General features: G+C 49.8%; 19 protein-coding genes. 10 read left to right on the forward strand and 9 right to left on the reverse strand.

Annotation, left to right across the window (positions count from 1 at the left end; all coding sequences use genetic code 11):
* Nucleotides 1-88: 88 nt before the first annotated feature.
* On the reverse strand, nt 89-2152 hold the full coding sequence (locus H6F72_RS06800) for an elongation factor G (RefSeq protein WP_190433080.1): 2064 nt from the start codon (nt 2150-2152) through the stop codon (nt 89-91).
* A 599-nt stretch (nt 2153-2751) separates the two neighbouring features.
* Here H6F72_RS06800 and H6F72_RS06805 point away from each other — a divergent pair.
* Both H6F72_RS06805 and H6F72_RS06810 read left to right on the forward strand, forming a co-directional pair.
* Nucleotides 2752-4413, forward strand: a complete 1662-nt coding sequence (locus H6F72_RS06805) for a hypothetical protein (RefSeq protein WP_206755421.1) — start codon at nt 2752-2754, stop codon at nt 4411-4413.
* Nucleotides 4410-5336: a tetratricopeptide repeat protein gene (locus H6F72_RS06810; protein ID WP_190433083.1), complete on the forward strand. Its 927-nt coding sequence runs from the start codon at nt 4410-4412 to the stop codon at nt 5334-5336. Before H6F72_RS06805 ends, H6F72_RS06810 begins: the two co-directional genes overlap by 4 nt.
* Nucleotides 5337-5360: 24 nt before the next feature.
* On the opposite strand, the gene H6F72_RS06815 is transcribed toward H6F72_RS06810, so the two are convergent.
* From H6F72_RS06815 to H6F72_RS06825, 3 genes are all read right to left on the reverse strand, one after another.
* The gene (locus H6F72_RS06815; RefSeq protein ID WP_190433085.1) at nt 5361-5732 is read right to left on the reverse strand and encodes a hypothetical protein; all 372 of its coding nucleotides are present in this window, start codon (nt 5730-5732) and stop codon (nt 5361-5363) included.
* A 64-nt stretch (nt 5733-5796) separates the two neighbouring features.
* Nucleotides 5797-7575, reverse strand: a complete 1779-nt coding sequence (locus H6F72_RS06820) for an ABC1 kinase family protein (RefSeq protein WP_370527458.1) — start codon at nt 7573-7575, stop codon at nt 5797-5799.
* Between the two features lie 464 nt (nt 7576-8039).
* Nucleotides 8040-9212, reverse strand: coding sequence for an aminotransferase class I/II-fold pyridoxal phosphate-dependent enzyme (locus H6F72_RS06825; RefSeq protein WP_190433087.1), 1173 nt, complete (start codon nt 9210-9212; stop codon nt 8040-8042).
* Nucleotides 9213-9369: 157 nt separating this feature from the next.
* On the opposite strand from H6F72_RS06825, the gene fetB reads away from it, so the two are divergent.
* Entirely contained in the window at nt 9370-10149 is a 780-nt protein-coding gene (fetB, locus tag H6F72_RS06830) for an iron export ABC transporter permease subunit FetB (RefSeq protein WP_190433089.1), read from the forward strand.
* Nucleotides 10150-10301: 152 nt separating this feature from the next.
* Here the strand turns inward: fetB and H6F72_RS06835 are convergent, their stop codons facing one another.
* The gene (locus tag H6F72_RS06835; RefSeq protein ID WP_190433090.1) at nt 10302-12137 is read right to left on the reverse strand and encodes a hypothetical protein; all 1836 of its coding nucleotides are present in this window, start codon (nt 12135-12137) and stop codon (nt 10302-10304) included.
* A 171-nt stretch (nt 12138-12308) separates the two neighbouring features.
* Here H6F72_RS06835 and H6F72_RS06840 point away from each other — a divergent pair, with 171 nt between their 5' ends.
* Complete coding sequence (locus H6F72_RS06840; protein ID WP_190433093.1) at nt 12309-13055, forward strand: response regulator transcription factor; 747 nt, start codon at nt 12309-12311, stop codon at nt 13053-13055.
* A 2-nt stretch (nt 13056-13057) separates the two neighbouring features.
* Here the strand turns inward: H6F72_RS06840 and H6F72_RS06845 are convergent, their stop codons facing one another.
* A complete protein-coding gene (locus tag H6F72_RS06845; RefSeq protein ID WP_190433095.1) occupies nt 13058-13774 on the reverse strand; it encodes a pirin family protein in 717 nt (238 codons plus the stop codon).
* Nucleotides 13775-14102: 328 nt separating this feature from the next.
* Here H6F72_RS06845 and H6F72_RS06850 point away from each other — a divergent pair, with 328 nt between their 5' ends.
* Nucleotides 14103-15194: a HAMP domain-containing sensor histidine kinase gene (locus tag H6F72_RS06850; RefSeq protein WP_348252272.1), complete on the forward strand. Its 1092-nt coding sequence runs from the start codon at nt 14103-14105 to the stop codon at nt 15192-15194.
* Between the two features lie 248 nt (nt 15195-15442).
* Here H6F72_RS06850 and H6F72_RS06855 read toward each other — a convergent pair whose 3' ends face one another.
* On the reverse strand, nt 15443-16519 hold the full coding sequence (locus H6F72_RS06855) for a glucokinase (protein ID WP_190433096.1): 1077 nt from the start codon (nt 16517-16519) through the stop codon (nt 15443-15445).
* A 171-nt stretch (nt 16520-16690) separates the two neighbouring features.
* On the opposite strand from H6F72_RS06855, the gene pdxH reads away from it, so the two are divergent.
* On the forward strand, nt 16691-17335 hold the full coding sequence (gene pdxH, locus H6F72_RS06860) for a pyridoxamine 5'-phosphate oxidase (RefSeq protein WP_190433098.1): 645 nt from the start codon (nt 16691-16693) through the stop codon (nt 17333-17335).
* A gap of 33 nt (nt 17336-17368) precedes the next feature.
* Entirely contained in the window at nt 17369-18409 is a 1041-nt protein-coding gene (locus tag H6F72_RS06865; protein WP_190433100.1) for a hypothetical protein, read from the forward strand.
* 46 nt (nt 18410-18455) lie between these two features.
* Here the strand turns inward: H6F72_RS06865 and larE are convergent, their stop codons facing one another.
* Nucleotides 18456-19274 carry an ATP-dependent sacrificial sulfur transferase LarE gene (gene larE / locus H6F72_RS06870; RefSeq protein WP_190433109.1) on the reverse strand — a complete coding sequence of 273 codons (819 nt, stop codon included), beginning with the start codon at nt 19272-19274 and terminating at the stop codon, nt 18456-18458.
* A 114-nt stretch (nt 19275-19388) separates the two neighbouring features.
* Nucleotides 19389-21650 carry an ATP-binding protein gene (locus H6F72_RS06875; RefSeq protein WP_190433110.1) on the reverse strand — a complete coding sequence of 754 codons (2262 nt, stop codon included), beginning with the start codon at nt 21648-21650 and terminating at the stop codon, nt 19389-19391.
* Between the two features lie 610 nt (nt 21651-22260).
* Here H6F72_RS06875 and rfbC point away from each other — a divergent pair.
* The 3 genes from rfbC to H6F72_RS06890 are packed head-to-tail and all read left to right on the forward strand — an operon-like array spanning nt 22261 to nt 24759.
* Nucleotides 22261-22809 carry a dTDP-4-dehydrorhamnose 3,5-epimerase gene (gene rfbC / locus H6F72_RS06880; RefSeq protein ID WP_190433112.1) on the forward strand — a complete coding sequence of 183 codons (549 nt, stop codon included), beginning with the start codon at nt 22261-22263 and terminating at the stop codon, nt 22807-22809.
* On the forward strand, nt 22806-23714 hold the full coding sequence (gene rfbD, locus H6F72_RS06885; protein ID WP_190433114.1) for a dTDP-4-dehydrorhamnose reductase: 909 nt from the start codon (nt 22806-22808) through the stop codon (nt 23712-23714). The genes rfbC and rfbD overlap by 4 nt, the downstream gene beginning before the upstream one ends.
* Nucleotides 23686-24759, forward strand: a complete 1074-nt coding sequence (locus H6F72_RS06890) for a glucose-1-phosphate thymidylyltransferase (protein WP_190433115.1) — start codon at nt 23686-23688, stop codon at nt 24757-24759. The genes rfbD and H6F72_RS06890 overlap by 29 nt, the downstream gene beginning before the upstream one ends.
* Nucleotides 24760-24762 lie beyond the last annotated feature (3 nt).

Here is a 24762-nt window from a genome sequence, read left to right on the forward strand (position 1 = left end):
AGATAGCCGTATTGTCTGATATGCCACTCTCTGCTTAGCTTTAGCGTCTACCAGAAGGCCAATCTATAGCACTTGGTAGGGCAGAAACTTAATGTCGATTGTTACCGTTGCTGCTGCCGTTATTGTTGCCAATATTGGAGGCGAGCACCTTTTCAGCCAGCTTTTCTGGAACTTCTTGTAGGTGATGTGCTTCCCAGTGGAAGTAACCCACGCCCATCGTGAGCGATCGCAACTCCACAATCAGGTCGTACATTTCCGCCTGGGGCAAGTGAGCAGCAACCTCATCCCAGCCATGCCAACCCTCTTTGGCGGCATAACCCAGGATCTGGCCCCGTCGCCCGCTCACCAGCTTCAGCACTTTGGAGGTGAAGTCAGTGGGTATAGAAATCGCGATCGCCAGAATCGGCTCTAGCAACGTGGGTTCACACTGAGTCATACCTTCCTGCATGGCAATCCGCGCTGCTTGCTTAAAGGCTTGCTCCGAGCTATCAACGTTGTGATAGGAACCATTGGTAAGAGTCACCGCGACGTCCACCACCGGGAAACCCAGCGGTCCATGTACCAAGAACTCCCGCACGCCTGTTTCCACACCCGGAATGTATTGCCGTGGCACCACACCACCCACGATCGTTTCCTTAAAGTTGAAACCTTCTCCCCGTGGCAGCGGTTTGATGTCTAGGTGAACATCTCCAAATTGCCCATGCCCTCCGGTTTGGTGCTTGTAGCGCCCATGAGAAGAGGTGGGTTTGCGAATCGTTTCCTTGTAGGGTACTTGGGGCAGATGCGTGCTCATGGGCAAGTTGTACTTCCGCCGCAGGCGATCGAGCGCCACCTGCAAGTGGATGTCGCCTTGTCCCCAAAGAATAACTTCGTGCGTGTCGCCGTGTTGCTCCCAAGCCAGAGAGGGGTCTTCTTCTAGCAACTTGGTTAGGGCACCACTGAGCTTCACTTCGTCGTTGCGCTTCTCAGGAGTAATGGCAAGCGCAAACACAGGAGCCATGTGTTCGGCTTTCGGCAGTTCGGCGGTGGGTTGAGAGTCAGCCGTAGTTAGTGTGTCTCCGGTTCTCACACCTTCCAAGCGGCTAATGGCAATAATTTCGCCTGCCTGAGCCGTGGTCAAGCTGTGGGTTTGTTGCCCCATCAGGCGATACAAACCGCCTACTCGCACGCCGTTTAGCGTCATGCCATCGCTAATTGTGCCTTGCCAAACCCGCACCAAAGAGAGCTTACCGCCTTGAGGGGTGTAGTAGGTTTTGAGTACTTGAGCCAATGGAGTCTTGGCGCTGAGCACCGTGCCTCGATGCTCTGCCGTTGTTTCGGCATCGGGGGCTTCTCGCAGTAGCGCTTCTAACAGTGGCCTGACACCATAATCTTGCTCAGCTACGCCCACGAAGACAGGCACAATCAAATCGGCACCCAGATCCATTTTCAGATCTTGCAAAATTTCTTCTTCGGAGGGGTTAATTTCTTCCAGCAGTTCTTCTAGAAGATGATCATCAAAGTCTGCCAACACTTCCAGCATTTCCGCTCGGGCAGCCTGCTCTTCGCTCCGAAGTGCTTCTGGGAGTGGCACGGGGTCAGCAGGTGCACCCGGATGGTAGTGATAAGCTTGCTCGCTCACCAGATCGATAAAGCCCACAATCTCTTCGCCTTGGGCGATCGGGTATTGGTGCGGCACCAGAGGCCGACTAGAAACCGACTTCAGCGCCTGGAGCACGTCCATGTAGTGAGAGGTGGCGCGATCCATTTTGTTGATAAAGACGAGATGGGGAATTTCCCAGTCATCCAAAAACTTAAATAAGGGAGCGAGGGTGAGGACGCGATCGCTCACTGCTTCACAAACCACGATCGCCGCATCGACACCAATCAAAGCGTTGTAGGTTTCTTGAGCAAATTCAACTGAGCCGGGACAATCTACAAACGTAAAACGAACGCCGCCATATTCGGTACTGGCGGCGTTTATTTCCACACTCATTTGGCGATCGCGGGCTTCAGCGGCACTGTCCCCCACGGTGTTACGGTCTTGCACCCGGCCTTTACGATTAATTGCTCCTGTAACCGATAAAAGACTTTCGAGAAGCGTGGTTTTTCCACTCAGATAAGGACCAACAATGGCTACATTTCGCGAACCCACCTCTACTTTGTTGTTCATAGGTCGCTCTCCTTATTTAATTATGTGAAAAAGTAAAGCGGTAATTGAGATAACTGCTCAGCTTTCAACACAGAAATCTTAATTGCTTAAAGCTTAGATTAACGCGCTTGGGATTAGAGAGAGAGGTTTGTTAGCAAAATTTCATGTAACAGCTATCTTGACGAGTCTTTACAGTTCTCAAGCTATTAATTCACAACTCTATGACTTGGTTTAATCTGTAGATTGCTAGCAATTCGGCAGGAATAGAATCGGGTGAATTTTAATAGCTTGTCTATAAAAAACTCGAATTTCGCTAAAAAGATGAGTTAGCTGCCGTATCTTCTCATCTGGCGATCGTGGCTGAATGGGATAGAGAAAATTCATGGTAGACAGCTATTTTGACTGTGCAGATGGTTGGAGCAAGGCAGAGTTAAGCCTTTGATTTGACTATGTGCAATAACAGCTATAAATTTGAAGATTGCTTTAACTTTCTTCAAATTGTTGCATAGCCCTGCTGAAACTTCATGCCCCTTCCCCTACTTCAAGCTAGAACCCTAATTGCAACTACCAAACTTAACTGGGAACTTCTAAATAGTAAAAAATTTTGGTTGATTTTAAGCTTGGCGGCAACAGTTTATTTCGGTTTGATTTCATTAGCCGATTCGCTGAGCCTGCCCTATCTGATTCAAGATGATGCTCGTTTGCATGTAGTTTGGTTAGAACGATTTTCTAATCCAAATTTATTTCCTAATGATTTAATTGCTAATTATCTCGAATCTATTGCGCCTATAGGCTATAAAAGTTTCTATTGGGCGATGAACCAACTAGGAGTCGAGCCTTTAGTTATAGCTAAGTTTCTACCTTTATTCTTGGGGCTAATTGCTAGTGTCTATGGCTTTGGTACAGCTCTGCAATTATTTCCAGTTCCTATCAGTGCTTTTCTATCCACGCTCATTCTTAATCAGTCTTGGTGGCTTAATGACGACTTGATTTCCGCCACTTCTCGCGCCTTCTTATATCCAATTTTCTTGGCATTCTTGTATTACTTGCTAAAACGATCGCTCGTTCCCTGCCTGATTGCGATCGCGCTACAAGCCCTGTTTTATCCCCAAATGGCCTTACTCCAAATCGCCATTCTTACGGTACGACTGTGGCGTTGGCACAAAGGTCAATTGCGTTTGGTAGGCGATCGCCAAGCTTGGATCTTGGGGAGCTTGAGCTTAATCATCGCCCTTTTCGCCTTGTGGCCTTTTGCCCAGCAAGCTGCTGAATTTGGCCCCATTGTCACAGCGGCTCAGGCTAAACTCATGCCGGAGTACGGTGTAGATGGTCGTGCCCAGTTCTTCATCCCAAATTTGCTCGCCTTTTGGTTTGTGGGGGATAGCGGCATCCGGTTGCCGTTGCATCCACCTGTCATTTGGGCTGGAGCGTTCCTGCCATTCTTACTGCGCTATCCGTCGGCGTTAGTGCGCCAAGTTTCTAGCCAAATTAAGCTACTAGTTCAAGTGCTCATCGCCTCAGTAGGACTGTTTGGCTTGGCACACGTGGTTTTCTTGAAGTTGCACTTTCCCGGTCGCTATATGGAGTACAGCCTCCGGATAGTCATGGCTTTAGCTGCAGGGATTACCTTAGTGCTACTTGCAGAAATAGGTCTACGCTGGCTGGTTCAGATGCGACGAAGCCGAACCGCTTTGAACCTGTGGCAGCGGGGTTGTTTAGGGTTGGTGGCAATCCTGGCGATCGCTTCCCTTGTAGTTCCAGCCGTACCCAGTATTTTTTTGAGCACTCACTTGCAAGTTAAAGGTCGGGTGCCTGAGGTGTATGAGTTTTTGGCCCAACAGCCCAAAGATACGTTGATTGCCTCTTTGGCAGAAGAAGCTAGTAATCTGCCTGCTTTCGCCAAACGTTCTATTTTGGTGGCCCGAGAATTTGCTTTTCCTTACCACTTGGGTTACTACAAGCAAATTCGCCAACGAGCGATCGATTTGATGCAAGCCCATTACAGCCCTGAGCTTCAGGACGTGCAGCGCTTCATTGCGAAGTATGGAGTTGATTTTTTCTTAATTGAGCAGGATGCTTTTACACCAGCCTACTTAACGCCAGGGCCAAGATGGCAACGCTGGCTGCATCAATACCAACCTGTTGCATCAGAGGCGATCGCTCGTTTACAACAAGGACAAACGCCTGCCTTAGCTCAATTCATGGATCAATGTTCCGTTCTTCAAACCAAGCAGTTTACAGTGCTAACAGCAGCATGTTTGATGGGAGTTCAGCCTGGATGAAAAACCACAATCAATTTGTCTATAAGTTGGGTTGGCTGGGTGTGGCTGTGCTGATCCAGCTAGGATTACTGCACAGCAATTGGGATGGGCAGATGAGGCCATCATTAGTTGCTCAAGCTCAATCTACCCAAACAGCCGAGGATGTAATGCAGCAAGGGTTGCGAGCGATTCAGCAAGGTCGGGTAGAACCCGCGATCGCCGCCTTTCAGCAGGCAGCCCAGCTAAACCCCACCTTAGCCGCTGCTCACTACAACTTGGGTTTAGCGCTACGGCAAAAAGGTGAGTTGCAACCTGCCGCCAATGCGTTTTACCAAGCAGCTCAAGTAGACCCCAAATTCGCTCTGGCTTATGCCAATTTAGGCGCAGCATTGTTAGAAGGCAACAATTTACAGCAAGCCAAGGAATATTTGCAGCGATCGCTAGAAATCGATCCCAAACTCGGCTTGGCTCATTACAACTTGGGCTTGGTGCTAGAACAGCAAGGTGCTTTAGACCAGGCGATCGCGACATTCAAGCGGGCACAACAGCTCAGCCCCACCGCTCCGGAACCCGCTTATCATCTCGGTGTGGTCTACATGCAGCAGGGCAAAATGTCTGAGGCGATCGCAGCGCTGCGTGAGGCGATTAAAATTAGCCCCAAGTATCCCGAAGCGCATTACAACTTGGGGTCGATTTTGCTGAAGCAGGGGCAGCTATCAAAAGCTTTAGTGGCTTTTCGCCAAGCAGCTGAGGCTAATTCTAACTATGCTAATGCTTACTATGGTGCGGGGTTAGTATTTCTGCGGCAAGGACAGTACAAAGATGCCCAACAGGTCTTGCAGTATGCCAAAGACCTCTACACCGCTCAAAACAATACTGCCTGGGCCGCAAATGCTGAAAAGCAACTGCAACAGGCTCAGGCAGGTAGTGCATCAGCACCTTGAATAGAGATTAAGGCTGAGGCAGAGTTAGTTGAATGAATCTAGATCCAGCGCTTGTGAGCCACCCTGCTCTAGCTGGATCAAAATCTTGCCCAACTGCGACCAAACTAGCCAACTCGTGAAGATTGATAAGGGAAGAGAGAGGGCGTAGGACAATTTGGTGCTAAAACCAAAAATTTCCATCCCAGAACCTAGAAAGAGACAGGCACCTGCGGTAATTCCCAAGAAAGGCACAAACAGCTGCATGCCTTGCAAAGCAGCTAGGGTGCGAGTGGAGCGATTTTTGGCCCAATCTTGCACCGCTTGCTTTAGAGTTGCTTCAAACGCGACCCCAGAAGTAATGCTGATCAGGAGGCCAGCAACCAGTAAGAAGTACGGAGGGTCAGGGAAAGTAAACACAGAAAACTCCTAATATGCAGTTGCTGACGCTCAATTGTATCAATCTATGGATATTCCTCAATTTTTAGTGATTTTGAGGAGTCTGCCAACTAGCAAAGGGAATCGTGGGTAGCAGCGCCGCCGCTCCTTGCATGGAGGCTCCAGCTAATGCTCCCCAAGCCGCACTAAAAAGGCGGGCAGGTTTGAGTTCGTCTTTAACTAAGTTCCAGAGCCGCTGAACTTCCTCAGTATGTAGACGATCGTCCTCAATCAGAGCGAGAATGAGCTGTTGGCGTAGGAAGTTGGCTTCTGGCGACAGCAAATATTGCAGACCGAGTTGAGCTGTCGGTAGTAAATCAAAGTTGGTATCAGAGCGGGCGATCGCGATTAGATCTTCCAGTCGCTGCCACTGAAATCTACCATCCTTGAACAGCACATCAATTAGCCTACGCCGCAACTCAGGTGATTCTCCCTTCAACAACCGCTGAGCCACGTAGGGATAAGCCACATCCACAATTTTGAACTGAGTATTCAAGCTCAGGGCCAGCCCCTCTTGCGTCACCAAGGAACGGATGATCAGGGCAAATTTAGCGGGAACGCGGAACGGATAGTCATACATCAGTTCCGAGAACTTGTCGGTAATGGTTTTGAAGTTGAAGTCACCCACACTTTCGCCCATAATGTCGCCCAATACGCTTTCTAGCGCCGGAACAATCGGCCAAATGTTGGTGTTAGGAGCCAAAAAACCGAGCTTGACAAAGTCTGCGGCTAAATCCACATAGTCTTTGTTGATTAGATGCACCAACGAGTCCACCAAGGTTTCTTTATTGGTTTCGCTCAGTTGATCCATCATGCCGAAGTCGATATAAGCCATGCGACCGTCGGGCATGGCAAACAAGTTGCCAGGGTGCGGGTCGGCATGGAAAAAGCCAAACTCTAGGAGCTGGCGCAAACCAGAGGTGACTCCAATCCGGATTAGGGTATCTGTATCCAGCCCTGCGGCTTTAATACTTTCGGTGTCGGTGAGCTTAAAGCCGTGAATCCATTCCAGCGTCAGGACGTGAGTATTGCTGTAGCTCCAATAGATGCTGGGAACTTTTACTGTGGGGTCGTCGCGGAAGTTATCAGCAAACTTCTCAGCGTTGTATCCCTCATGCAAGTAGTCGATTTCTTCAAACAGCTTGGTGCCGAACTCATCCACAATCAAGGTGAGATCGTGTCCTAGATTGAGCGGTAGCAAGGGGCCGAGCCAACTTGCAGCCCAGCGCATCAAGTACAAATCTAATGTCAGCGTTGGGAGCAAATTGGGCCGTTGCACTTTGACCGCAACTTCTTCCCCGCTATAAAGACGCGCCCGATACACCTGGCCTAAACTGGCAGCCGCGATCGGTTCTGGTGAAATCTGAGCGTAGATCTCGTCAACTGCGTAACCTAGCTCTTCCTGGATAATGCCAAAGGCGATCGCGGTTGGGAAGGGAGGTAACTGGTCTTGTAGCTTCACCAGTTCTTCTAAAAAGTCTTTCCGCACTAAGTCGGGTCTAGTAGAAAGCGCTTGTCCCACTTTGATAAAGGTGGGACCCAAGCGAGTCAGCAAAATCCGGAGTTGAGCAGCCCGCTTAAATTTATTGGCTTCGGTGTGGTGCTGCCAATCATCGAACTTTAAGCCCAGGACAAACCAGGCAAAAGACCAAAGAATATTAAGAGCACGCCAGATAGCTTGGAGAGGGCGATAGCGGTAGTGACGGGCGATCGCCTGAGCATCATACTTGCGAGTGGAGAGCGGTTTTTCGCGGTGAGCCCGCCAGCTAAGGTCGGTGGAACGCGGTTGTGTTTCTGCTGTAGAAACCAGTTGATGCTGACTCACGCCTCTTTACGCCTCTTTTGTGCGGGATTTAACGTCTCAAAAGCCTGACAGTCGCCGCAACATCTACATCTTGAGCTGTCACTCGGCCTGCCCAGTACCTACTGATCTTCGACTGAAATTTACGGGTAACCACCTAAGCTGCGATTAGGTCAGACCCCTGAATCTTCTTATCTTTTTATTAACTATAGTATAGGAAACTACAAACAACTGGGATACGACCGCAGGCAGAGTTAAGTTTTGTGTCGCAGATCACTGCAATTAGCGTGAACCTCTGAGCAGTAAAAGTTCAGCAACCTCGACATTACAAGCAATAAGCAATTCAAACTCCAACGAGTCGAAGCCTAAGGATTGTAAATATTGCTGTATTTTCGTATTAAATCGCTGACAGCAGGGGTTTTATTAAATGGCAAGGCGCTCGGCACCAGCACAAGCAGACTTAAGGCTTTCGCTTGTAGTCTTCCCGATTAACTTTGACTCTCAACAGCAGTAGCCAAGCAATCTTTTAAGCTGTAAATCACTTGGTCTTGATCTTCAGCCGAAAGCTCAGGAAACATGGGCAGAGACAAAACTTCGTGGCACATTTGCTCGGACACAGGCAGTTGCCCTGGCTGATAGCCTAAATCTCGATAAACCGACTGCAAATGCAACGGTAAAGGATAGTAAACAATCGAGCCAACGCCACGGCTTTGCAGCTCATTTCGCACCCAATCCTGCAAGGCTCCAGGTTCACGGCTCAGGTGGCTGGGTGCATCTGGCGAATTCACCAGGCGGATTGTGTATTGATTCCACACCGATCGCCCCCCACTAATTTCTTGAGGCGGAACGATGTGCGGAATACGGCTAAGTAATTGTTGGTAGCGCTCAGCAATCTGCTGCCGTTGTTGGTTCCAGGTATCCAAAAACCGCAGTTTAATTTGCAGCACTACGGCTTGTACCGCGTCCAGGCGACTATTCATCCCGATCGCCTCGTGATAGTAGCGCGCTCGACTACCATGCTCTTTCAACATTCGAATATTGGCTGCGATCGCTGGATCGTTAGTAGTAATTGCGCCTCCATCTCCTGCTGCGCCTAAATTCTTGGTGGGGTAGAAGCTAAAGCAACCAATGTGGCCGATACTGCCAACCTTCTGGCCTGTCCATTCGGCTCCGGTGGCTTGGGCACAGTCTTCAATTACGGCTAAGCTATGCGCTTCTGCGATCGCCATCAGTCGAGTCATATCGACTGGCTGACCAAACAAATGCACTGGAATGATGGCGCGGGTTTTCTCAGTAATCGCCGCTTCAATCAAATTGAGGTCGAGATTGAACGTATTCGCATCAATATCGACAAAAACCGGGGTGGCTCCCACCGCACTGATCACTTCTGCGGTCGCGAAAAAGGTAAAGGGAGGCGCAATTACTTCGTCTCCAGGGCCAATCTCTAAGGCCCGCAGGGCTAAGAAGAGGGCATCAGTCCCAGAGTTGCAGCCAATACATTCCGAGGTGCCTGTGTAGGCGGCAAACTGCTGCTCAAAGTTTGAAACGGCGGGACCACCAATGTAACCACCAGAACCCAAAACCTGGAGAACGGCTGCATTTACTTCTTCGCTGATGGTTTCAAATTGCCGCGTCAGGTTGAGCAGAGGGACTTTATTCACTCGTTTACACCACAAGTCTTGCTAGGTTAATAAAATCAAACTTTGTTAAAAAATGGAATCCGCCATTCCTCGGCTTTACCAGTTTCTAGAATAAAGCTGCCCTCAGATTGTTTCAGCTCTGGCAAAATCAGGAAAACACGTTGGCAGGTCAGAGCTTGTGGATACGTTGATAAAGTTAGACATCCTGGATCTAGCTTGGGCCTTGGGAATGATGGCGATCGCGATCGGCTTATCGGCTTGGCAACGGGTTGGTTTGGAGTGGAATCTGACCGTGGCGACAGGCCGAACGGTGATTCAACTGGTCATGGTCGGGTATCTGCTAGAGCTAGTTTTTGCCGTAGACAATCCTTGGGTGGTGTTAGGCATTATTGCGGGCATGCTGACCATTGCCACCATTGTGGCTCGTAACCGCATCAGCAAGAAGATTCCGCAATTGCTGCCGCTGCTCTGGGGTTCAATCTTTGTCGCCGCAGCCCTGACCTTGAGCTATACCAACCTGCTGGTGATTCGCCCTGACACTTGGTACTCGCCCCAATATTTGGTGCCCCTAGCAGGGATTGTCTTGGGAAACGCCATGAATGGAGCGGCGATCGCAGGAGAACGCCTAGCCAGCACCATCAGTAACAGTCGCCTAGAAATTGAAACTTATTTAAGTCTAGGAGCAACCCCAGAGCAAGCAGTGGCTCAGTACCGTCGAGATGCGATCAAAGCAGGCATGATCCCCACAATTAACTCCATGATGGCAGTGGGATTAGTCACCCTACCAGGCATGATTACGGGGCAGTTGCTCAGCGGTGTCAGTCCTCTAGATGCTGCGAGTTACCAAATGCTGATTATGTTTATGCTGGCGTTTACGACGCTGGTGACAACAATTTTAGTAACCAGAGGTCTCTGCCGTGTATTTTTTAATCAAGCCGCTCAACTAACTTTGTATTGAGTTGCAATATAGCCTTGGCAAGGGGTAGCCCAAAACTTCATAATTTCTCAGCCACACAAAATTTGTCCGCTCTGCTTTACGAGCGGATTTTTCAGTAGCACTGATTTTTTCAAAAATTTTTCAAAACGCTGAGGGGGGCGATCGCTCCCAAACTATTGGGCTAAAGAAGGTACATAGCGTCCTAGCAAAGAGCCGTTTTCGTCGTAGAGTTCGATGGCGATGTTGGCATTTTCGCTGATGGCTTCTAGAGCGGCTTCCAAAGTTTGAATGTGATCGCGAACGTCTACTTGGGTGCCAATGTCACCATTTGCTTCAGCGGTGATCGCGGTTCGTACCAGCTTTCTGACATGGTCAGGATTTAACTGAACTTTGATTAGGGCGAGACTCACCGCGAAGTCGCATACCCTGGGAGAGCCAGCACAAGTACGGCGAAGGTCAGCGCGAGCGCCTTCTAAAATATTTGCCAAACTCAGCTTATTCTCGGCTTCGGTCAACGAGTTGCCATAGGAACTAATTAATGGCTGAGCTTGGTTGTAAAACAGGCTGTCTGTGGGAACCTGCTTGGCTGCAGCTAGGGCATCTCGCCAGTTAGCAACTGCTTGGGACCATTGGTTTTGCTGCTCAAAACTTTGGGCTTGACGGGCTAAGTTCACGGCTTGGCGATAAGCATTGACAGACAACTGCTCCTTCGTTTTGCGATCGCGGGCTGCTAGAATCTTTGGCTGATACTCACCGAGCAATTGCTGAGCTTCTTGATAGGCCATCGTGCCGCGTGGAACTTGCCGCAAGGTGTTGGTAGACATGCGCCAAGTCGCATCTGCTAGCTGCCAACTCGCTAAGGATTGAGCAATTCCCTGGCGAGCCTCCGCCACCTGAGCGGTAGACTTAGCCTTCGCTAAAGTTGCATTAGCTTGTTGCTCCAGTTTGGCTCGCTTATTGGTCATGACGAGGTTGGCGCGGTATTCCTTCAGCTTCTTCTGCGCGACGGGGTAAGCAGTACTGATTTTGGGAACTGCCTCTAATTGTGTGATTGCCCCTCGCCAGAGCTTTTGAATCTCAGTCCAGTCTGCTAAGGGATGCGGCGGGTTCTGGCTCTTTTGCGCGGCGGCGATCGCTTGGTTTTGTGCAGCTACTACTTGAGCGATCGCTTGCTCCTGTGCTTGATAAGTGTTTAGCAAAGTTTGGGCTTCCCCATGATGACCTGACCAAGCAGGAATGGGCGCTAGAGCTTGGGTTGCTGTCTCTAATTTTTGTTGAGCCGTTAAAACTTCTTGCCCAGACTTTGTGGTTCGCAGAATTTTTGCTGACTCTTGGCTGAGTTGCTGCGCCGTGGCGATCGCGGGACAACCGCCAATTACGCAGGGCCGCGTCAGGGCATAAATGACTCCCGCCAAAGCAAACAGCCCTACCCCTGCTCCAGCTACCAGCAAAGGTAACCTAGTGCGTTGGTCTGGCTTGCTGGGCTTGTGGGTGGGAACTATCTCATCCCTAGGCTCAGTCAGAGGTTGAATGGCAGAACCAAAAGGGTTATCCTCTGCATCGTTCAAGTCTGGTGGGTCGGCAATCTCGGTATCCAGCAGCGCATTGGTAGACTCAAAGTTGTGGCTGGTATTAGCTGAGTTGTCCGGTGGTGTAGCAACATCGCCCTCTAGAAGCTCGGCAGGTGCGGTGGGCTCCAGCGTCAGGGAATGGCTAGCGTAAGGTTGTTTCTGTCCAGCGACTCGCAAATACAACCGGACGGTGTAGTTAAACTCGGAATCAGAAAAATCGGGTTGTAGAGACTCTAAGGCTTGCTCTAAAAGCGTGAAAACTGACTGAGGAGTGGGTGGGTTAATACCAGGAGAGTGTTGGCCTAAAATCATGAGTACGCCTTGCTTTAGCGCACACTGAATCTGGATCGGAACTGGCTGGCCCAACTCGGATTGCAAATGTTGCTGTAACTGCCGTGCCAGCACCTGCAAACTATCCTGATGCACTGCGGTTTCCATAGGGCAGTCCCACTCCACCTGATTAGTTTAGAAAGATAAATACAACTTCCAGATTGCCCAATACAGAAGTTGCGATCGCGACCGTATCAATACAATCTACATCCTGCTTGTGGGTGATTTCGGTCGAATTTAATCGTCATTTGTAGAAAATGGGGAAAAGCGGCAAAGCCAATGGAAATCTTAATCGTCGAGGATGAAGCTGAAATTGCCCAGCTCATTCAACTGTATTTAGAGAAGGAAGGCTTTTCGTGCCGCATTTGTCGGGATGGCATCACGGCGCTGCAAGTGTTTCCAGAACAAAAGCCAGATTTAGTCATCCTAGACCTGATGATTCCTGGCTTGGATGGCTTAGAGGTGTGCGCTCGGATTCGGCAACGTCCCGGCGCGAAAGATCCCTATATTTTGATGCTGACGGCCAAGGGTGAAGAAATCGATCGCATCATTGGCTTATCTACTGGGGCGGATGACTACCTGGTGAAGCCCTTTAGTCCACGAGAGTTGGTAGCACGGGTGCGGGCGCTGTTGAGACGAACGCTCCGACAAGGTGGCCAAACCCAAACTTACCGCACCCAGCATTTTCTGATTGATATTGAACAGCGCACCGCTTCCCGCTTTATGGATGGCGTTACAGAAGGCGCTATAGGGGGGGCTATAGGGAGCGATCGCGCAGAAGCATTGGATCTAACTACCCTAGAGTTTGAGCTATTAGCCACGTTTATGAGTTATCCAGGACGAGCCTGGAACCGCACCCAACTCATAGACAAACTCTGGGGTAGTAACTTTTTTGGCGATGAACGGGTGGTGGATACCCATGTAGCGCGACTCCGCAAAAAAATTGAGCCCGACCCCGCAAATCCCACGTTCATAAAAACGGTGATCGGGGTAGGCTATAAGTTTGAGGATCAAGCCCAAGCTTGAAGTTACGCTAGGTCAAACAGCAAGAGTTCTGCGCCTGTATCGGTGCTGAGGTCTAACTGCTCGCCAGCCGCGATCGCGACACCATCTCCTTCCCGGAGAGTTTGATCGCCCCAAGCAACCATACCTTTTGCCACTTGCAGCCAGCCGTAGCGTTCTGGTTGGAGGGTGTAGGAGAGGCGATCGCCAGCAGCCAAGATGGACACATACAGGTCAACATTTTGGTGAATCGTGACGGCTCCATTACGGCCATCTTTAGCACCAATCAAGCGCCATTGACCTTGCTTTTCTTCTAGAGGAAAGTCCCGCTGCTCGTATCGGGGCTTCAACCCTTCCTCATCTGGCAGAATCCAGATTTGTAAAAAGTGAACAGGTTCGGTGCTGGAAGAGTTGAACTCGCTGTGAGTAATGCCTGTGCCTGCACTCATCACCTGAGCTTCTCCGGGCTTAATGATGGCACCGTTGCCTAAGCTATCCTTGTGCTCCAAGGCTCCTTCAATCACATAGGTCAGGATTTCCATATCCCGATGGCTATGCATGGGAAACCCTGCGCCTGGTGCTACGCGATCGTCATTGATTACTCGTAACGCCCGGAATCCCATCCGACCGGGATCGTAGAAGTTGCCGAAGGAAAAGGTGTGGTAGCTGTCGAGCCAGCCGATTTTAGTGCGACCACGGGCATTGCGATCATGAATTAGGTTACTCACTGTCCCTTGGGTCATGGCTTAAACCTCGTAATAAAGGCGATCGCTGAAAACACTCCTGGTGTGTTGCGTCAGGGAGGTGTTTCTCAGCTGAAATCTTGCTTTTATCCAAATGAAATTGGTTATTTCTTGGATGTCTTCTTACTCTAAACTAGCTAGCATCAATATGGGAAGTACATACTTGAAAGTGCAATACTATCCAAAAAGATACTAAGCAAAACAACTGAGTTTGAAGTTAGCCTAGAACTAGCGTAGCGAGCTAAGGCTGAGGCAATAGGTTAAGAGATAGAACTAGTTAAATAGCACTGGCGATCGTGAACGATTAGATTCAGGACATCGAGCATTCGTGGCTAAAATTGGGCTGCAAGGACGACTATTTCTATCCCATGTGATTGTCATGGTAGTGGGGCTGAGTACCCTGATCACAGTGGGCAAGTTTTACTCACCTCGCTTGTTTGTGCTGCATTTAGCCAAGTTAGAAGGAAGCGGATTTAAGTTAGGTTATGTGCGCTACCAACTGATTAAAGGCTTCGAGTATGCCTGGGGACGTGGGGCACTTTGGTCAGTCGTGGTCGGCGGATCGACTGCGGGAGGACTGAGCTATTTAGTGGCGCGGCGCATTGTCAAACCCCTAACTCAAATGGAAGCCATCACTCAGAAATTCGCTTCTGGCAACCTGAGTGAGCGCATGCCTGCCAACGACATTCGTGAGTTGCATCGGTTGGCGGCAAGTTTCAATCGCATGGCAGCGGATCTGCAAGGAGTAGAGCAGCGGCGGCGGGAGCTAGTGGGCGATCTGACTCATGAGCTGCGCACTCCCCTAACTGTAGTGGAAGGGTATCTAGAAGGTTTGGCAGATGGCACGATCGAACCTTCTGTTGATATCTATCAACGCTTGGCGAAGGAAACCAGACGCTTACGACGCTTGGTGAATGACCTGCAAGAACTCTCCCAAGCTGAAGCAGGTTATCTGCCCATTCATACCCAAAAGTTGGAACTGCTGCCTTTGTTGACGTCACTGATTCAAAAGTTTTCTGACCAACTGCTGGAAGAAGGGCCAGAGTTACGTCTAGACTGTCCAGCCGCGCTTCCTCTGGCATTGGCTGATCCAGAACGAGTAGAACAGATTTTGATCAATCTATTAGGAAATGCGCTGCAATATACCGAGCAGGGTTCAATTACAGTGCAGGCTTGGAGTGAAGCAGGAAAAGTGTGGGTTGCAGTGGTAGATACGGGTGTAGGCATTGCTCCTGCCGATCTACCCCATGTCTTTGAGCGCTTCTGGCGGTCTGATCCCTCGCGCGATCGCAGTTCTGGCGGCACCGGAATTGGGTTATCCATTTCCCGCCGCTTGGTAGAGTTGCAAGGGGGCCAAATTGAAGTGGAGAGCCAGGTAGGGCAGGGTAGTACCTTTAGATTTTCCTTACCCTTGGCTTGAATAACCCACTCCTTGAGGTGAGCCATATCCGATGACAAAACTTTGTGATGTTGTGGTCACGAAGATGCCAAACAGAATCGCTAAAGTCAGGCGGTTGGCACAATGGTAATCCCTATGTCTCCCCTCTCATTAGCGATCCTTCTGGTGAGCCTCGCCCTGACTTTAGGTGTGGTTGCAATTAGCTATCTTTTTCCTCCCAGTCGCTTTCCTGACTAATACTGCTACTGCCAGTAACCGCAATCAGAGAGTTAACCCTCTAATCGGGCAGCACAGAGGGCAGCTCCAATTAAGCCAACCTGAGGATTTAAGACAATATGGACTGGGACTCTCTCTAGCAACGGGCTAATTCTGCCCTTTTGGCCGAATGCTCGGATAAACAGACCAGTCTGCATTAATGGCAAAATTTTGCTGGCAATGCCACCCGCCACATAAAGGCCACCGTAGGGTAGGAGTTTCAGTGCTAGGTTGCCTGCTTCAACCCCATAAGCTTCCACAAAGATTTGCATCGCTTGCTCACAGAGCCGATCTGTCTCTTCTAAAGCAGCAGTGGCGATCGCGGCGGCTGGGTCTACGGTTTTTTCGCTCCGCCCCGCTTCATGCTCCCAAGTTCTCACGATCTGCCCCACTGGAGACTCAGCAATCGGTTGAGCGCTGCCTGTGAGTTGGCGATCGCGCAAAAACTGATAAATAGCGGTAATACCTTGCCCAGAAACTACACGCTCTACAGAAATCCGTTGAATGTTGTTGCGATCCAACAAGTACTTCAGCAGTTGGAACTCTAGCTCGGAGCGAGGCGAAAAGTCAGCATGCCCCCCTTCGGAACCAAACACTTCATAGCCGTTGTTGCAAGGAATCAGAAACCCTTCTCCTAAGCCCGTTCCCGCCCCAATCACCCCGATGGGAGCGCTCGGATCTGGTTTGCCTGCTTGCAAGGTGAGTAAGTCTTCGGGATTCAAGCCCACGACTCCATACCCTACCGCCACAAAGTCATTGATTAGCCGTACATGCTTCAGGGCTAGCTCTGCTTCTAGCCGCTTACCATCGAGAGACCAACCCAAATTTGTCAAAATGGAGGTGTTGTTGACCACAGGCCCAGCGATCGCAAAGCAAGCTTCTTGGGGCGCGGGAGCATAGCCTACTTTTTCTGCGGCTTCCTTATAGAACTGCTGCACCATCGGCACCAAGTCAGGGAAGTGCTGACTAGAGTAGCGGGCTTCATAGAGTGTTTTAAGATTAATTTTGGCTTGAGGTGATGTCGTTTGGGCTTCTACTAACCGCAGGATAGTTTTAGTACCGCCAATATCTCCCGCTAATAGTAACGTCATAGCTTTTATGTACTCCCTCTCAACGCTAACTCAGGCAAGAAGCTGCCTAGGATGCAACTCCAATGGTAAGTGTAAGGCGTGGTTCCCATTTACAACTCCATGAATGGTCATAGATTCCATTCGGCCAGCTAATAATTTGATCCCTCATCATTGCTCGATATACAACCGTCCATGAACAGTTCGATCGCTGATCTGCGTAAAGACTACGCCCTACAAGCTCTCACCGAAGCAGAAGCCCATCCTGATCCGTTTCAGCAATTTCAAATTTGGTTTGATCAAGCGATCGCCGCCCAACTCCACGAACCGAATGCGATGACCTTGGCGACCGCAACCAAAACAGGCATGCCCTCGGCCCGCATTGTCTTGCTCAAAGGCTTTGACCCGCGAGGCTTTGTGCTCTATACCAACTACAACAGCCGCAAGGGCCAAGAGCTAGGCGAAAATCCCCAGGCAGTCTTGGTGTTTTGGTGGGCCGAGCTAGAGCGGCAAGTCCGCATCGAAGGTCGTGTAGAAAAAGTCGCAGACTCAGAAGCCGATGCTTATTTCCAGAGTCGTCCCCGTGGTAGCCGTTTAGGTGCTTGGACTTCTAATCAAAGCGAAGTGATCAGCGATCGCGAAGTGTTAGAACAACGGTTGCAAGCATTAACCGAGCAATATCAAGACCAAGAAATTCCCCGCCCTCCTCACTGGGGAGGCTATCGCGTGGTGCCATCGGCGATCGAATTTTGGCAAGGTCGACCCAGTCGTCTCCACGATCGCTTGCATTATCGCCAAGGCGAAGCTGGCCAATGGTTGATTGAGCGCTTAGCACCTTGAGTTGTCACAGCATTGCGGCGGCAGGAGTGCTCCATGCAGCCTTATGAGCTAGACCTCTGGTTCACTCCAGAATGTCAGCAGCATTACATGACGCTGTTGTCTGGACGCATTGGCCTAACTCGGCGTCGAGCCGAATGTTTCGTGCGGTTGTGGGCCTACTTGTCTCTGAAGCAGCAACAAGCTGTGACGCAATTACCTCCTCTCCCTATCTCGCGATTACAGCCATTAGCAGAGTTAGTCGCTTGTAGCCATCGAGAAGCGGCACAACTCTTCTACACAGGTAAAGACCAAGGAAGCGATCGCGCAGCGGGAATGATGCTAGACCGACTCGTTGCCCTAGGGTTGATTGACAAACAATTTGACGGCAACCGCGTCTCTATTCGCATTCGGGCGGTGCCAGAACTGCTCGAGTCGCCTCGGTTGTCTCCCTTCCCCAGCGTGCAACCAGACGCCTTTAATCCCCGCACCGATGCCATTCCAATTGCAAGTTTGCTAACTCACACCTATGGTTGGCTGGTCAAAGATGCCGCGATCGCTCAGCCCAAAATCATCAAAACTCTGCGAGCTTGGGCACAACAATATTCGACTGGAATGCGGGTCTTGCGGCGCTGCGATAACCTTCAGCCCGTCGGCATGTCGATTTTATTTCCGGTTGCCAGTGAGTCAGAAGCTAATTTCTTCAGGCCACCCGCCAAGAGTTTTTACTTAACCTCCAAGGCCAAAAGCGACCCATTCCAGATCGCATCCTTAGGAGATGTGAATTGTACGGCTGTGTTTGAGCGATTTTGGATTGTTGATAGTGAATATCTGCGCCGCGATTATCTTTGCCAGTTTTTAGAAGATGCGCAAGCCACTCTGACGCAGATGAAACAGGATTTCCCTAACCTGTGCGATCTCTACATCGTGGTGGTACATCCGATTCATCTTTCATCCTTGGCCACTACCTTGGGTTTTCAAAAAACAGGGCAAGAGGCTTCCCTCTCGGCTTACTGGATGTATCAATCCATCGATCGCTTCTTGGAGTTGGACATGAAGCAAGTCTTAGCAGATCTGCAACTTGAAGCCGCACGGTAAACTCAATATTTTTCAGATGTTTTGTAGGCAAAACTTCTGAGACTGCCTAGTTGCTGCTAGCAAGCTGTAAGACTTGATTGAGCTTGCCACTACGAAAGCCTTCTAAGTCGAGGGTAACGTAGAGAAAGCCGTAACTTTGGAAAGCCGTCACGAGGGTAGAGAGGTCGTTAGCTGAGACAAACTCTTTGATTTGCTCTGGAGGTAACTCGATCCGGGCTGTGTCGCCTTCAGATCGCACCCGGAGATTTTGGAGGCCTAAATCGCGCAGATAACGCTCTGCTCGTCCGACTCTTTGTAGTTTGGCTACCGTAATTTCTTCACCGTAGGGAAAACGTGAACTGAGGCAAGGTTGGGCGGGTTTGTTCCACCACGGTAAACCCAAAGATTTAGCCAGTTCTCGTACTTCCAGCTTGGAAATGCCCACCTCGGCTAAGGGCGATCGCGCTCCTCTTTCTTTGGCCGCTTGGATGCCCGGACGGTAGTCTTGTAAATCGTCTGCATTCACTCCATCGACCACGTAAGGGTAGCCCCGTTCTAGAGCGAGTGGTTTTAAGGTGTCGTGCAGTTCACTCTTGCAGAAGTAGCACCGGTTGACGGGATTAGAGGCATAGTTGGGGTTATCCATTTCATGGGTGTTAACCACCTCATGGGCGATGCCAATCTCAGCCGCTTGAATCCGAGCATCCTCCAGATCTTCTGGCATCAAGGAGGGAGACTCTGCCGTGACTGCGAGGGCGCGATCGCCCAAGACATCGTAAGCGACTTTAGCAACCAGGGTGCTGTCAATGCCGCCTGAGTAGGCAATCAGAGCCCGCTCCATTTCGGCCAATAAGGTTCTCAATTGCTCAAGTTTTTGTAGCAGCATGGTCTGGCAATCCCCAAGCAATGATAGTCACTTAACTTTCGGCAGCTTTTGGCAACTTTTGGCATCAAGCGCCTCACCTAGGGTAGCGAATTTCAACTGAATTTTTAATCTGGCTCAAGCTTGCTGCGGCAACCTGTGATTGGGTTCAACCCCACCGCTGTATTTCGCTACCATTTGCGCCAATGCACTCAAGTCAATTGGTTTGGTGAGGTAGTCGGTGAAGCCTGCTTCCAAGCAAACTTCGCGATCGCCTGTCATCGCCATTGCAGTTTGAGCAATGATTGGCAGTTGTTGGTATGCCTGGTAAGACCGCAACTCACGGGTTAGGCACAGGCCATCAATCTCAGGTAGATGAATGTCCATCAACATCAGAGCAGGTAATGAAATGGCTAACGCTTGCCACATTTCGGTCGCATTTTTGACCCAGGTGACTTCATAACCCAGCTTGCTCAGGTAAGCAATCAACAGCTTGGCATTGGGGACGTGGTCTTCGATCAGCAGGATATGGTAGGGCCGAGTGTGCGTACTCAGGGCTCTGGGGCGGCTTGAAATTCGCATACCTGTAGCAATCTCTTCCGGAGTTGCTGCTATCACTGATTCTGTGTTGTGGCGTAGAGCAGCTTGAGCCGAGGGACTCGCTGCTTGCATGGCAGTTCGCTTCAAGCGCGATCGCTGAGCCGTAGGAGTAGCTGAGCTAGTCGGGCTGGCAATGTCTGGGGTGGTTCTTGGCTTGCCTGGACTCTGGTTAGACCGAGGGTTAGATCGAGGGCTTGAGTGAGAGGCAGTAATTTCAGTCTCAACTTGATACTTGGCAGCACTCTCCACGACAGCAGAAGTAGAGCTGACTGCGGGGCTGGCTGTTGTAGAGATTGCAGGCAAAGCTTCCGCGCATTCCCGCATAGGCTGAGTGTTGAGCTGCGGCGTTAATGGCAACTTGACAGTAAAACGCGAACCCCGATTGAGTTCTGACTCGACTTCTACCCAACCGCCATGTAGTTCAGCTAGCTTCTGGGTTAAAGCTAAGCCTAAACCTGTGCCTTCGTCTCGGCTCACCACGGCATTGGCAATCTGTGAATAAGGCCGAAACAACTGTTGTTGCTGTTCGTGAGAAATCCCGGTTCCGGTATCCCAAACAGTGAAGTCCAGAAAAATCCCCGCTAACCGGACTTGTAAACCTACAGTGCCTTTGGTGGTGAACTTCAAAGCGTTGGATAGTAGGTTGAATAACATTTGCTTCAACCGCAACGGGTCAGAAACAAACGTTGTCACATTTGGATCGAGGTCAAGGCGCAACTCTAAGCCTTTGTCGCTAGCTTTTTCTTTGACTAATTTCAGAACGCTACGACAAATCTCTTCAACTTTAGTCGTTTCACATTGCAAATCGAGTTGATTCGCTTCGATTTTGGACAAATCCAAAATGTCATTAATTAAGGCTAATAAATGCTGACCACTCGTCAAAATAATGTTGAGATATTCTCGATGGCGGAGGCTACTGGGGTTGAAGCCTTGCTCTCGTAACAAATGAGTAAAACCTAGAATGGAGCTGAGGGGAGTCCGAATTTCGTGACTCGTATTGGCTAAAAACTCACTCTTGAGTTGATTGGAGCGCTCTAGCTCCCGGTTACGAGCTTCTAGGTTTTGGCACTGCGGACAAGTGGCATTCAGTTGTCGAGCTTGCTGAACTGCGATCGCACATTGATGGATCAGCCGTTCAATTAAATGGGTTCTTAAGGGTTCCTGCCAGGCTTGCAAGGTGGCCAGTTTGGTTTCGCCAACCGCATCACAAACAACATCAGAAGCAATTAGCCAACCCAAAGCTTTGCCATCCAAATTCAGAATTGGCCAAGCAATCGGATCGCTTTGGTCATGCAGCGTTTGTAAATCAGTCAGGGGCAACAATTCACCCAAACTAAATTTGAACGGCTTGCTAGTGGCGATCGCGATGGGTGTCACGGAATTGCTGGAGCGCTGCAATTGCTGAGGCGCTACATGACCGATGCGAAAAGCCAGTATTGCTTCTGAAGCGGCTGGAACTGTCGCTAAGGGAGGAGTGGGTGACTGGTAAGGTAGGGCGATCGCAACGATTCCGCTGCCTAGAGCGCTTCTCAGCTCGTTGACAATGATTTGAAAAATTTCTGCTTCTGGCTGTAGCGCAGTCGCGAGTTCCGGTTGATGTTTGTGGTTCAGGAGTTGGTTGGCTAGGCGATCGCTGAGTTGATTGCAAAAGCGCTCGACCCAAAGCTCAGCTTCCAATTGCTGAATTCGAGACGAAGCTGCTCGCTGCGGTGCTCCGTGCGTCTGCAACTCTGGCAGAGATGTCTCTGACGACTCCTCAGCCTGCCAACTTAAATGTTGATGTGTATTTAGCCTGTCCACTAAATTTCGGTCTCTTTTAATTCAATAGCTCGGATATTTGACCAGCCGCAGAAAACAGGGAACACACTACTACTGCTTTGATGGAGCTAGTCATCAGCTCAGTAGTTTTAAGCTGTCATAACTCAGTCGCTATCCTAAAAACGCAGACCTTAGAGCACCTTCGCTTTGCGCAAGTTTACGCAAACACTTCAGGCTAAGATTGACTCCATAAAATCTGTCATTATCTAAAGTTGAGGCTGGCAGTTTTGTCTTACTTACAGTTCTGTCTTAGCTTAAAGCTGACTAACTGATCCTCACTGAAAAAATTAATTTAGTTAAAAATAGATTGCATGCTTTCGCTTAATTCTAACGTTACATGCGTGAACGTACTGAAAACAAAAATTGTTGCTTTGTAAATTTTAGATAAATTTCATAAAGTTCATGCGATCGCTCACCTCACTCTCACGATTGTGAATAGAGATTACAGAAAATTTTTGGCATCTATTGCTCTGAGCCAGTGCTTTGAACCAGTACTTTGAGCCAGCCCCAACAATGATATTCTGGGAACGCAACTGGCCAAATGTCGCCCTAATAGCCGCTAAGCGCTGAGCAATCTGTGTGAGAAGTGACCATGAATATTGTGCCAACTGAGATTCCAGATGTCTTACTGATTGAACCTCGGGTTTTTCGAGACGATCGCGGCTTCTTTTTTGAAAGCTTTAACCAAAAATTATTTGACGATAAGACAGGAATTCCTGTCTCTTTTGTCCAAGACAACCATTCTCGCTCCCAAAAGAATGTGCTTCGGGGGTTGCATTACCAAATTCAGCAGCCACAAGGGAAATTAGTCCGAGTGGTGGTAGGGGCGGTGTTTGATGTGGCCGTTGATATTCGCCGCAGTTCCGCCACTTTTGGGCAATGGGTAGGGCGCTTGCTCAGTGCCGAAAATCAGCAGCAGTTGTGGATACCTGCGGGTTTTGCTCACGGATTTTTTGTGATTTCAGAGGTTGCCGAAGTTCTGTACAAAACGACGGATTACTACGCTCCCGGTGGAGAGCGCTGCATTTTGTGGAATGATCCAGAATTAGCGATCGCCTGGCCATTGGCCGGAGAGACCCCGATTCTGTCAGCAAAAGATCAAGCAGGACAACTTTTCAAAGCGGCAGAGATGTTTCCATGAAAAGGATTTTAGTCACTGGGGCAGATGGCCAAGTGGGGCAAGAGCTAAGAACTTGCCTCACCTCTTTCGGAGAAGTCACCAGCTTAGGGCGAGCCGCACTAGATCTAGCCCAGCCTGAACAAATTCGGCAGGTGATGGATCAGATTCAACCAGAAATTGTGGTGAATGCTGCGGCTTACACAGCGGTAGACAAAGCGGAAGCGGAATTAGAGCAAGCGATCGCGATTAATGCCACAGCAACTCAAGTTTTAGCGGCAGCCGCCCAACGTGGGGGATCTTTTTTGATCCATATCTCAACCGATTATGTATTTGACGGCACGCAAAGCCACCCTTACTTAGAAACAGATGCTACCCATCCCTTGGGGGCTTATGGCAAATCAAAATTAATGGGAGAAACCGCGATCGCGCTCAGCACTTCCAACTACGCCATTCTCAGAACCGCTTGGGTTTATGGCAGCTATGGCAAAGGTAATTTTGTCAAAACTATGTTGCGTCTAGGAGCTGAGCGTGAAGAAATTCGCGTGGTAGCCGATCAAATTGGTAGTCCCACTTGGGCTAAGGATTTAGCTCAGGCGATCGCTCAGTTCATTCCTCACGCAAATCCCAAACACGCAGGCATCTACCACTACACCAATAGCGGCGTAGCCAGTTGGTACGACTTTGCTGTTGCCATTTTTGAAGAAGCCAAACTATTAGGCTTGCCGCTCAAAGTGCAACGAGTGATTCCGATTACAACGGCTGAATATCCTACGCCCGCTCAGCGTCCAGCCTACTCAGTCCTCTCTTGTGCAAAAATAGCGGGAGTCCTGGGAACTTATCCCCCCCACTGGCGACAAGGACTCAGGCACATGCTAGCCGAACTTTATGCTCAAACCCATGAAAGCGCTAATTCTCTCCGGCGGTAAAGGGACACGTCTGCGACCGCTGACCTATACAGGAGCGAAGCAACTAGTGCCCGTCGCCAATAAACCAATTCTTTGGTATGGCATTGAAGGGATTGTAGCGGCTGGCATCACTGATATTGGCATCATTATTAGCCCCGAAACGGGTGCAGAAGTAAAGGCCAAGACGGGAGAGGGCGATCGCTTTGGGGCCAAAATTACTTATATTCTGCAAGAACAACCCGCAGGTTTAGCTCACGCCGTGAAAGTGGCTCAACCTTTCTTGGGAGATTCGCCCTTCATCATGTATTTGGGCGATAACTTGATCCAAGATGGGCTGGAGCAATTCTTAGATAAATTCACTCAGCAAGACCTCGATGCCTTGATTCTGCTGCGCTCGGTAAAGAACCCCAGTGCCTTTGGGGTGGCAGAGGTGGCGGAGGATGGACGGATTGTGCGCTTGATTGAAAAGCCACAGCAACCTCCCTCGGATTTGGCTTTGGTGGGGGTCTATTTCTTCTCCCCCGTGATTCACCACGCGATCGCCAATATCCAACCATCTACACGTGGCGAATTAGAAATTACCGACGCGATTCAATACTTAATCGATCAACAACGCCAAGTCCAGGCGACTCAACTACTAGGTTGGTGGTTGGACACCGGCAAGAAAGATGATTTGCTCGCTGCCAATCAAATCATTCTCGACAGTTATGTAAATCCTCAAATTGTGGGCGAAATTGATGCCCAATCCCAGGTTAGCGGCAGGGTCGCGATTGGCGAAGGCTCACAACTGATTAACTGTACTGTGCGCGGCCCTGTGATCATCGGCCAAAACTGTCACTTAGAAAATTGCTTTATCGGTCCTTACAGCAGCATTGCTGACAAAGTCACCCTGATTGACACTGATATTGACCACAGCGTGATTTTGCAAGGCGCTAGAGTCGTCAATATTCATCAGCGGATCGTGGACAGCGTGATTGGTCGAAATGCCTCCCTGACAGTGCATCCCCGCCGACCCAAAGCCTTGAGATTTATGGTGGGGGATGACTGCCAAATTGAACTGGCCTAGGGA

The sequence above is a fragment of the Trichocoleus sp. FACHB-46 genome (assembly GCF_014695385.1).
Taxonomy (GTDB): domain Bacteria; phylum Cyanobacteriota; class Cyanobacteriia; order FACHB-46; family FACHB-46; genus Trichocoleus.

Excerpts from the sequence above, each read along its gene's own strand:
- H6F72_RS06800 (WP_190433080.1), bottom strand. The coding sequence starts at position 2,152 with ATGAACAACAAAGTAGAGGTGGGTTCGCGAAATGTAGCCATTGTTGGT.
- H6F72_RS06810 (WP_190433083.1), top strand. The coding sequence starts at position 4,410 with ATGAAAAACCACAATCAATTTGTCTATAAGTTGGGTTGGCTGGGTGTG.
- H6F72_RS06835 (WP_190433090.1), bottom strand. The coding sequence starts at position 12,137 with ATGGAAACCGCAGTGCATCAGGATAGTTTGCAGGTGCTGGCACGGCAG.
- H6F72_RS06840 (WP_190433093.1), top strand. The coding sequence starts at position 12,309 with ATGGAAATCTTAATCGTCGAGGATGAAGCTGAAATTGCCCAGCTCATT.
- H6F72_RS06845 (WP_190433095.1), bottom strand. The coding sequence starts at position 13,774 with ATGACCCAAGGGACAGTGAGTAACCTAATTCATGATCGCAATGCCCGT.
- H6F72_RS06855 (WP_190433096.1), bottom strand. The coding sequence starts at position 16,519 with ATGACGTTACTATTAGCGGGAGATATTGGCGGTACTAAAACTATCCTG.
- pdxH (WP_190433098.1), top strand. The coding sequence starts at position 16,691 with ATGAACAGTTCGATCGCTGATCTGCGTAAAGACTACGCCCTACAAGCT.
- H6F72_RS06865 (WP_190433100.1), top strand. The coding sequence starts at position 17,369 with ATGCAGCCTTATGAGCTAGACCTCTGGTTCACTCCAGAATGTCAGCAG.
- larE (WP_190433109.1), bottom strand. The coding sequence starts at position 19,274 with ATGCTGCTACAAAAACTTGAGCAATTGAGAACCTTATTGGCCGAAATG.
- rfbC (WP_190433112.1), top strand. The coding sequence starts at position 22,261 with ATGAATATTGTGCCAACTGAGATTCCAGATGTCTTACTGATTGAACCT.
- rfbD (WP_190433114.1), top strand. The coding sequence starts at position 22,806 with ATGAAAAGGATTTTAGTCACTGGGGCAGATGGCCAAGTGGGGCAAGAG.
- H6F72_RS06890 (WP_190433115.1), top strand. The coding sequence starts at position 23,686 with ATGAAAGCGCTAATTCTCTCCGGCGGTAAAGGGACACGTCTGCGACCG.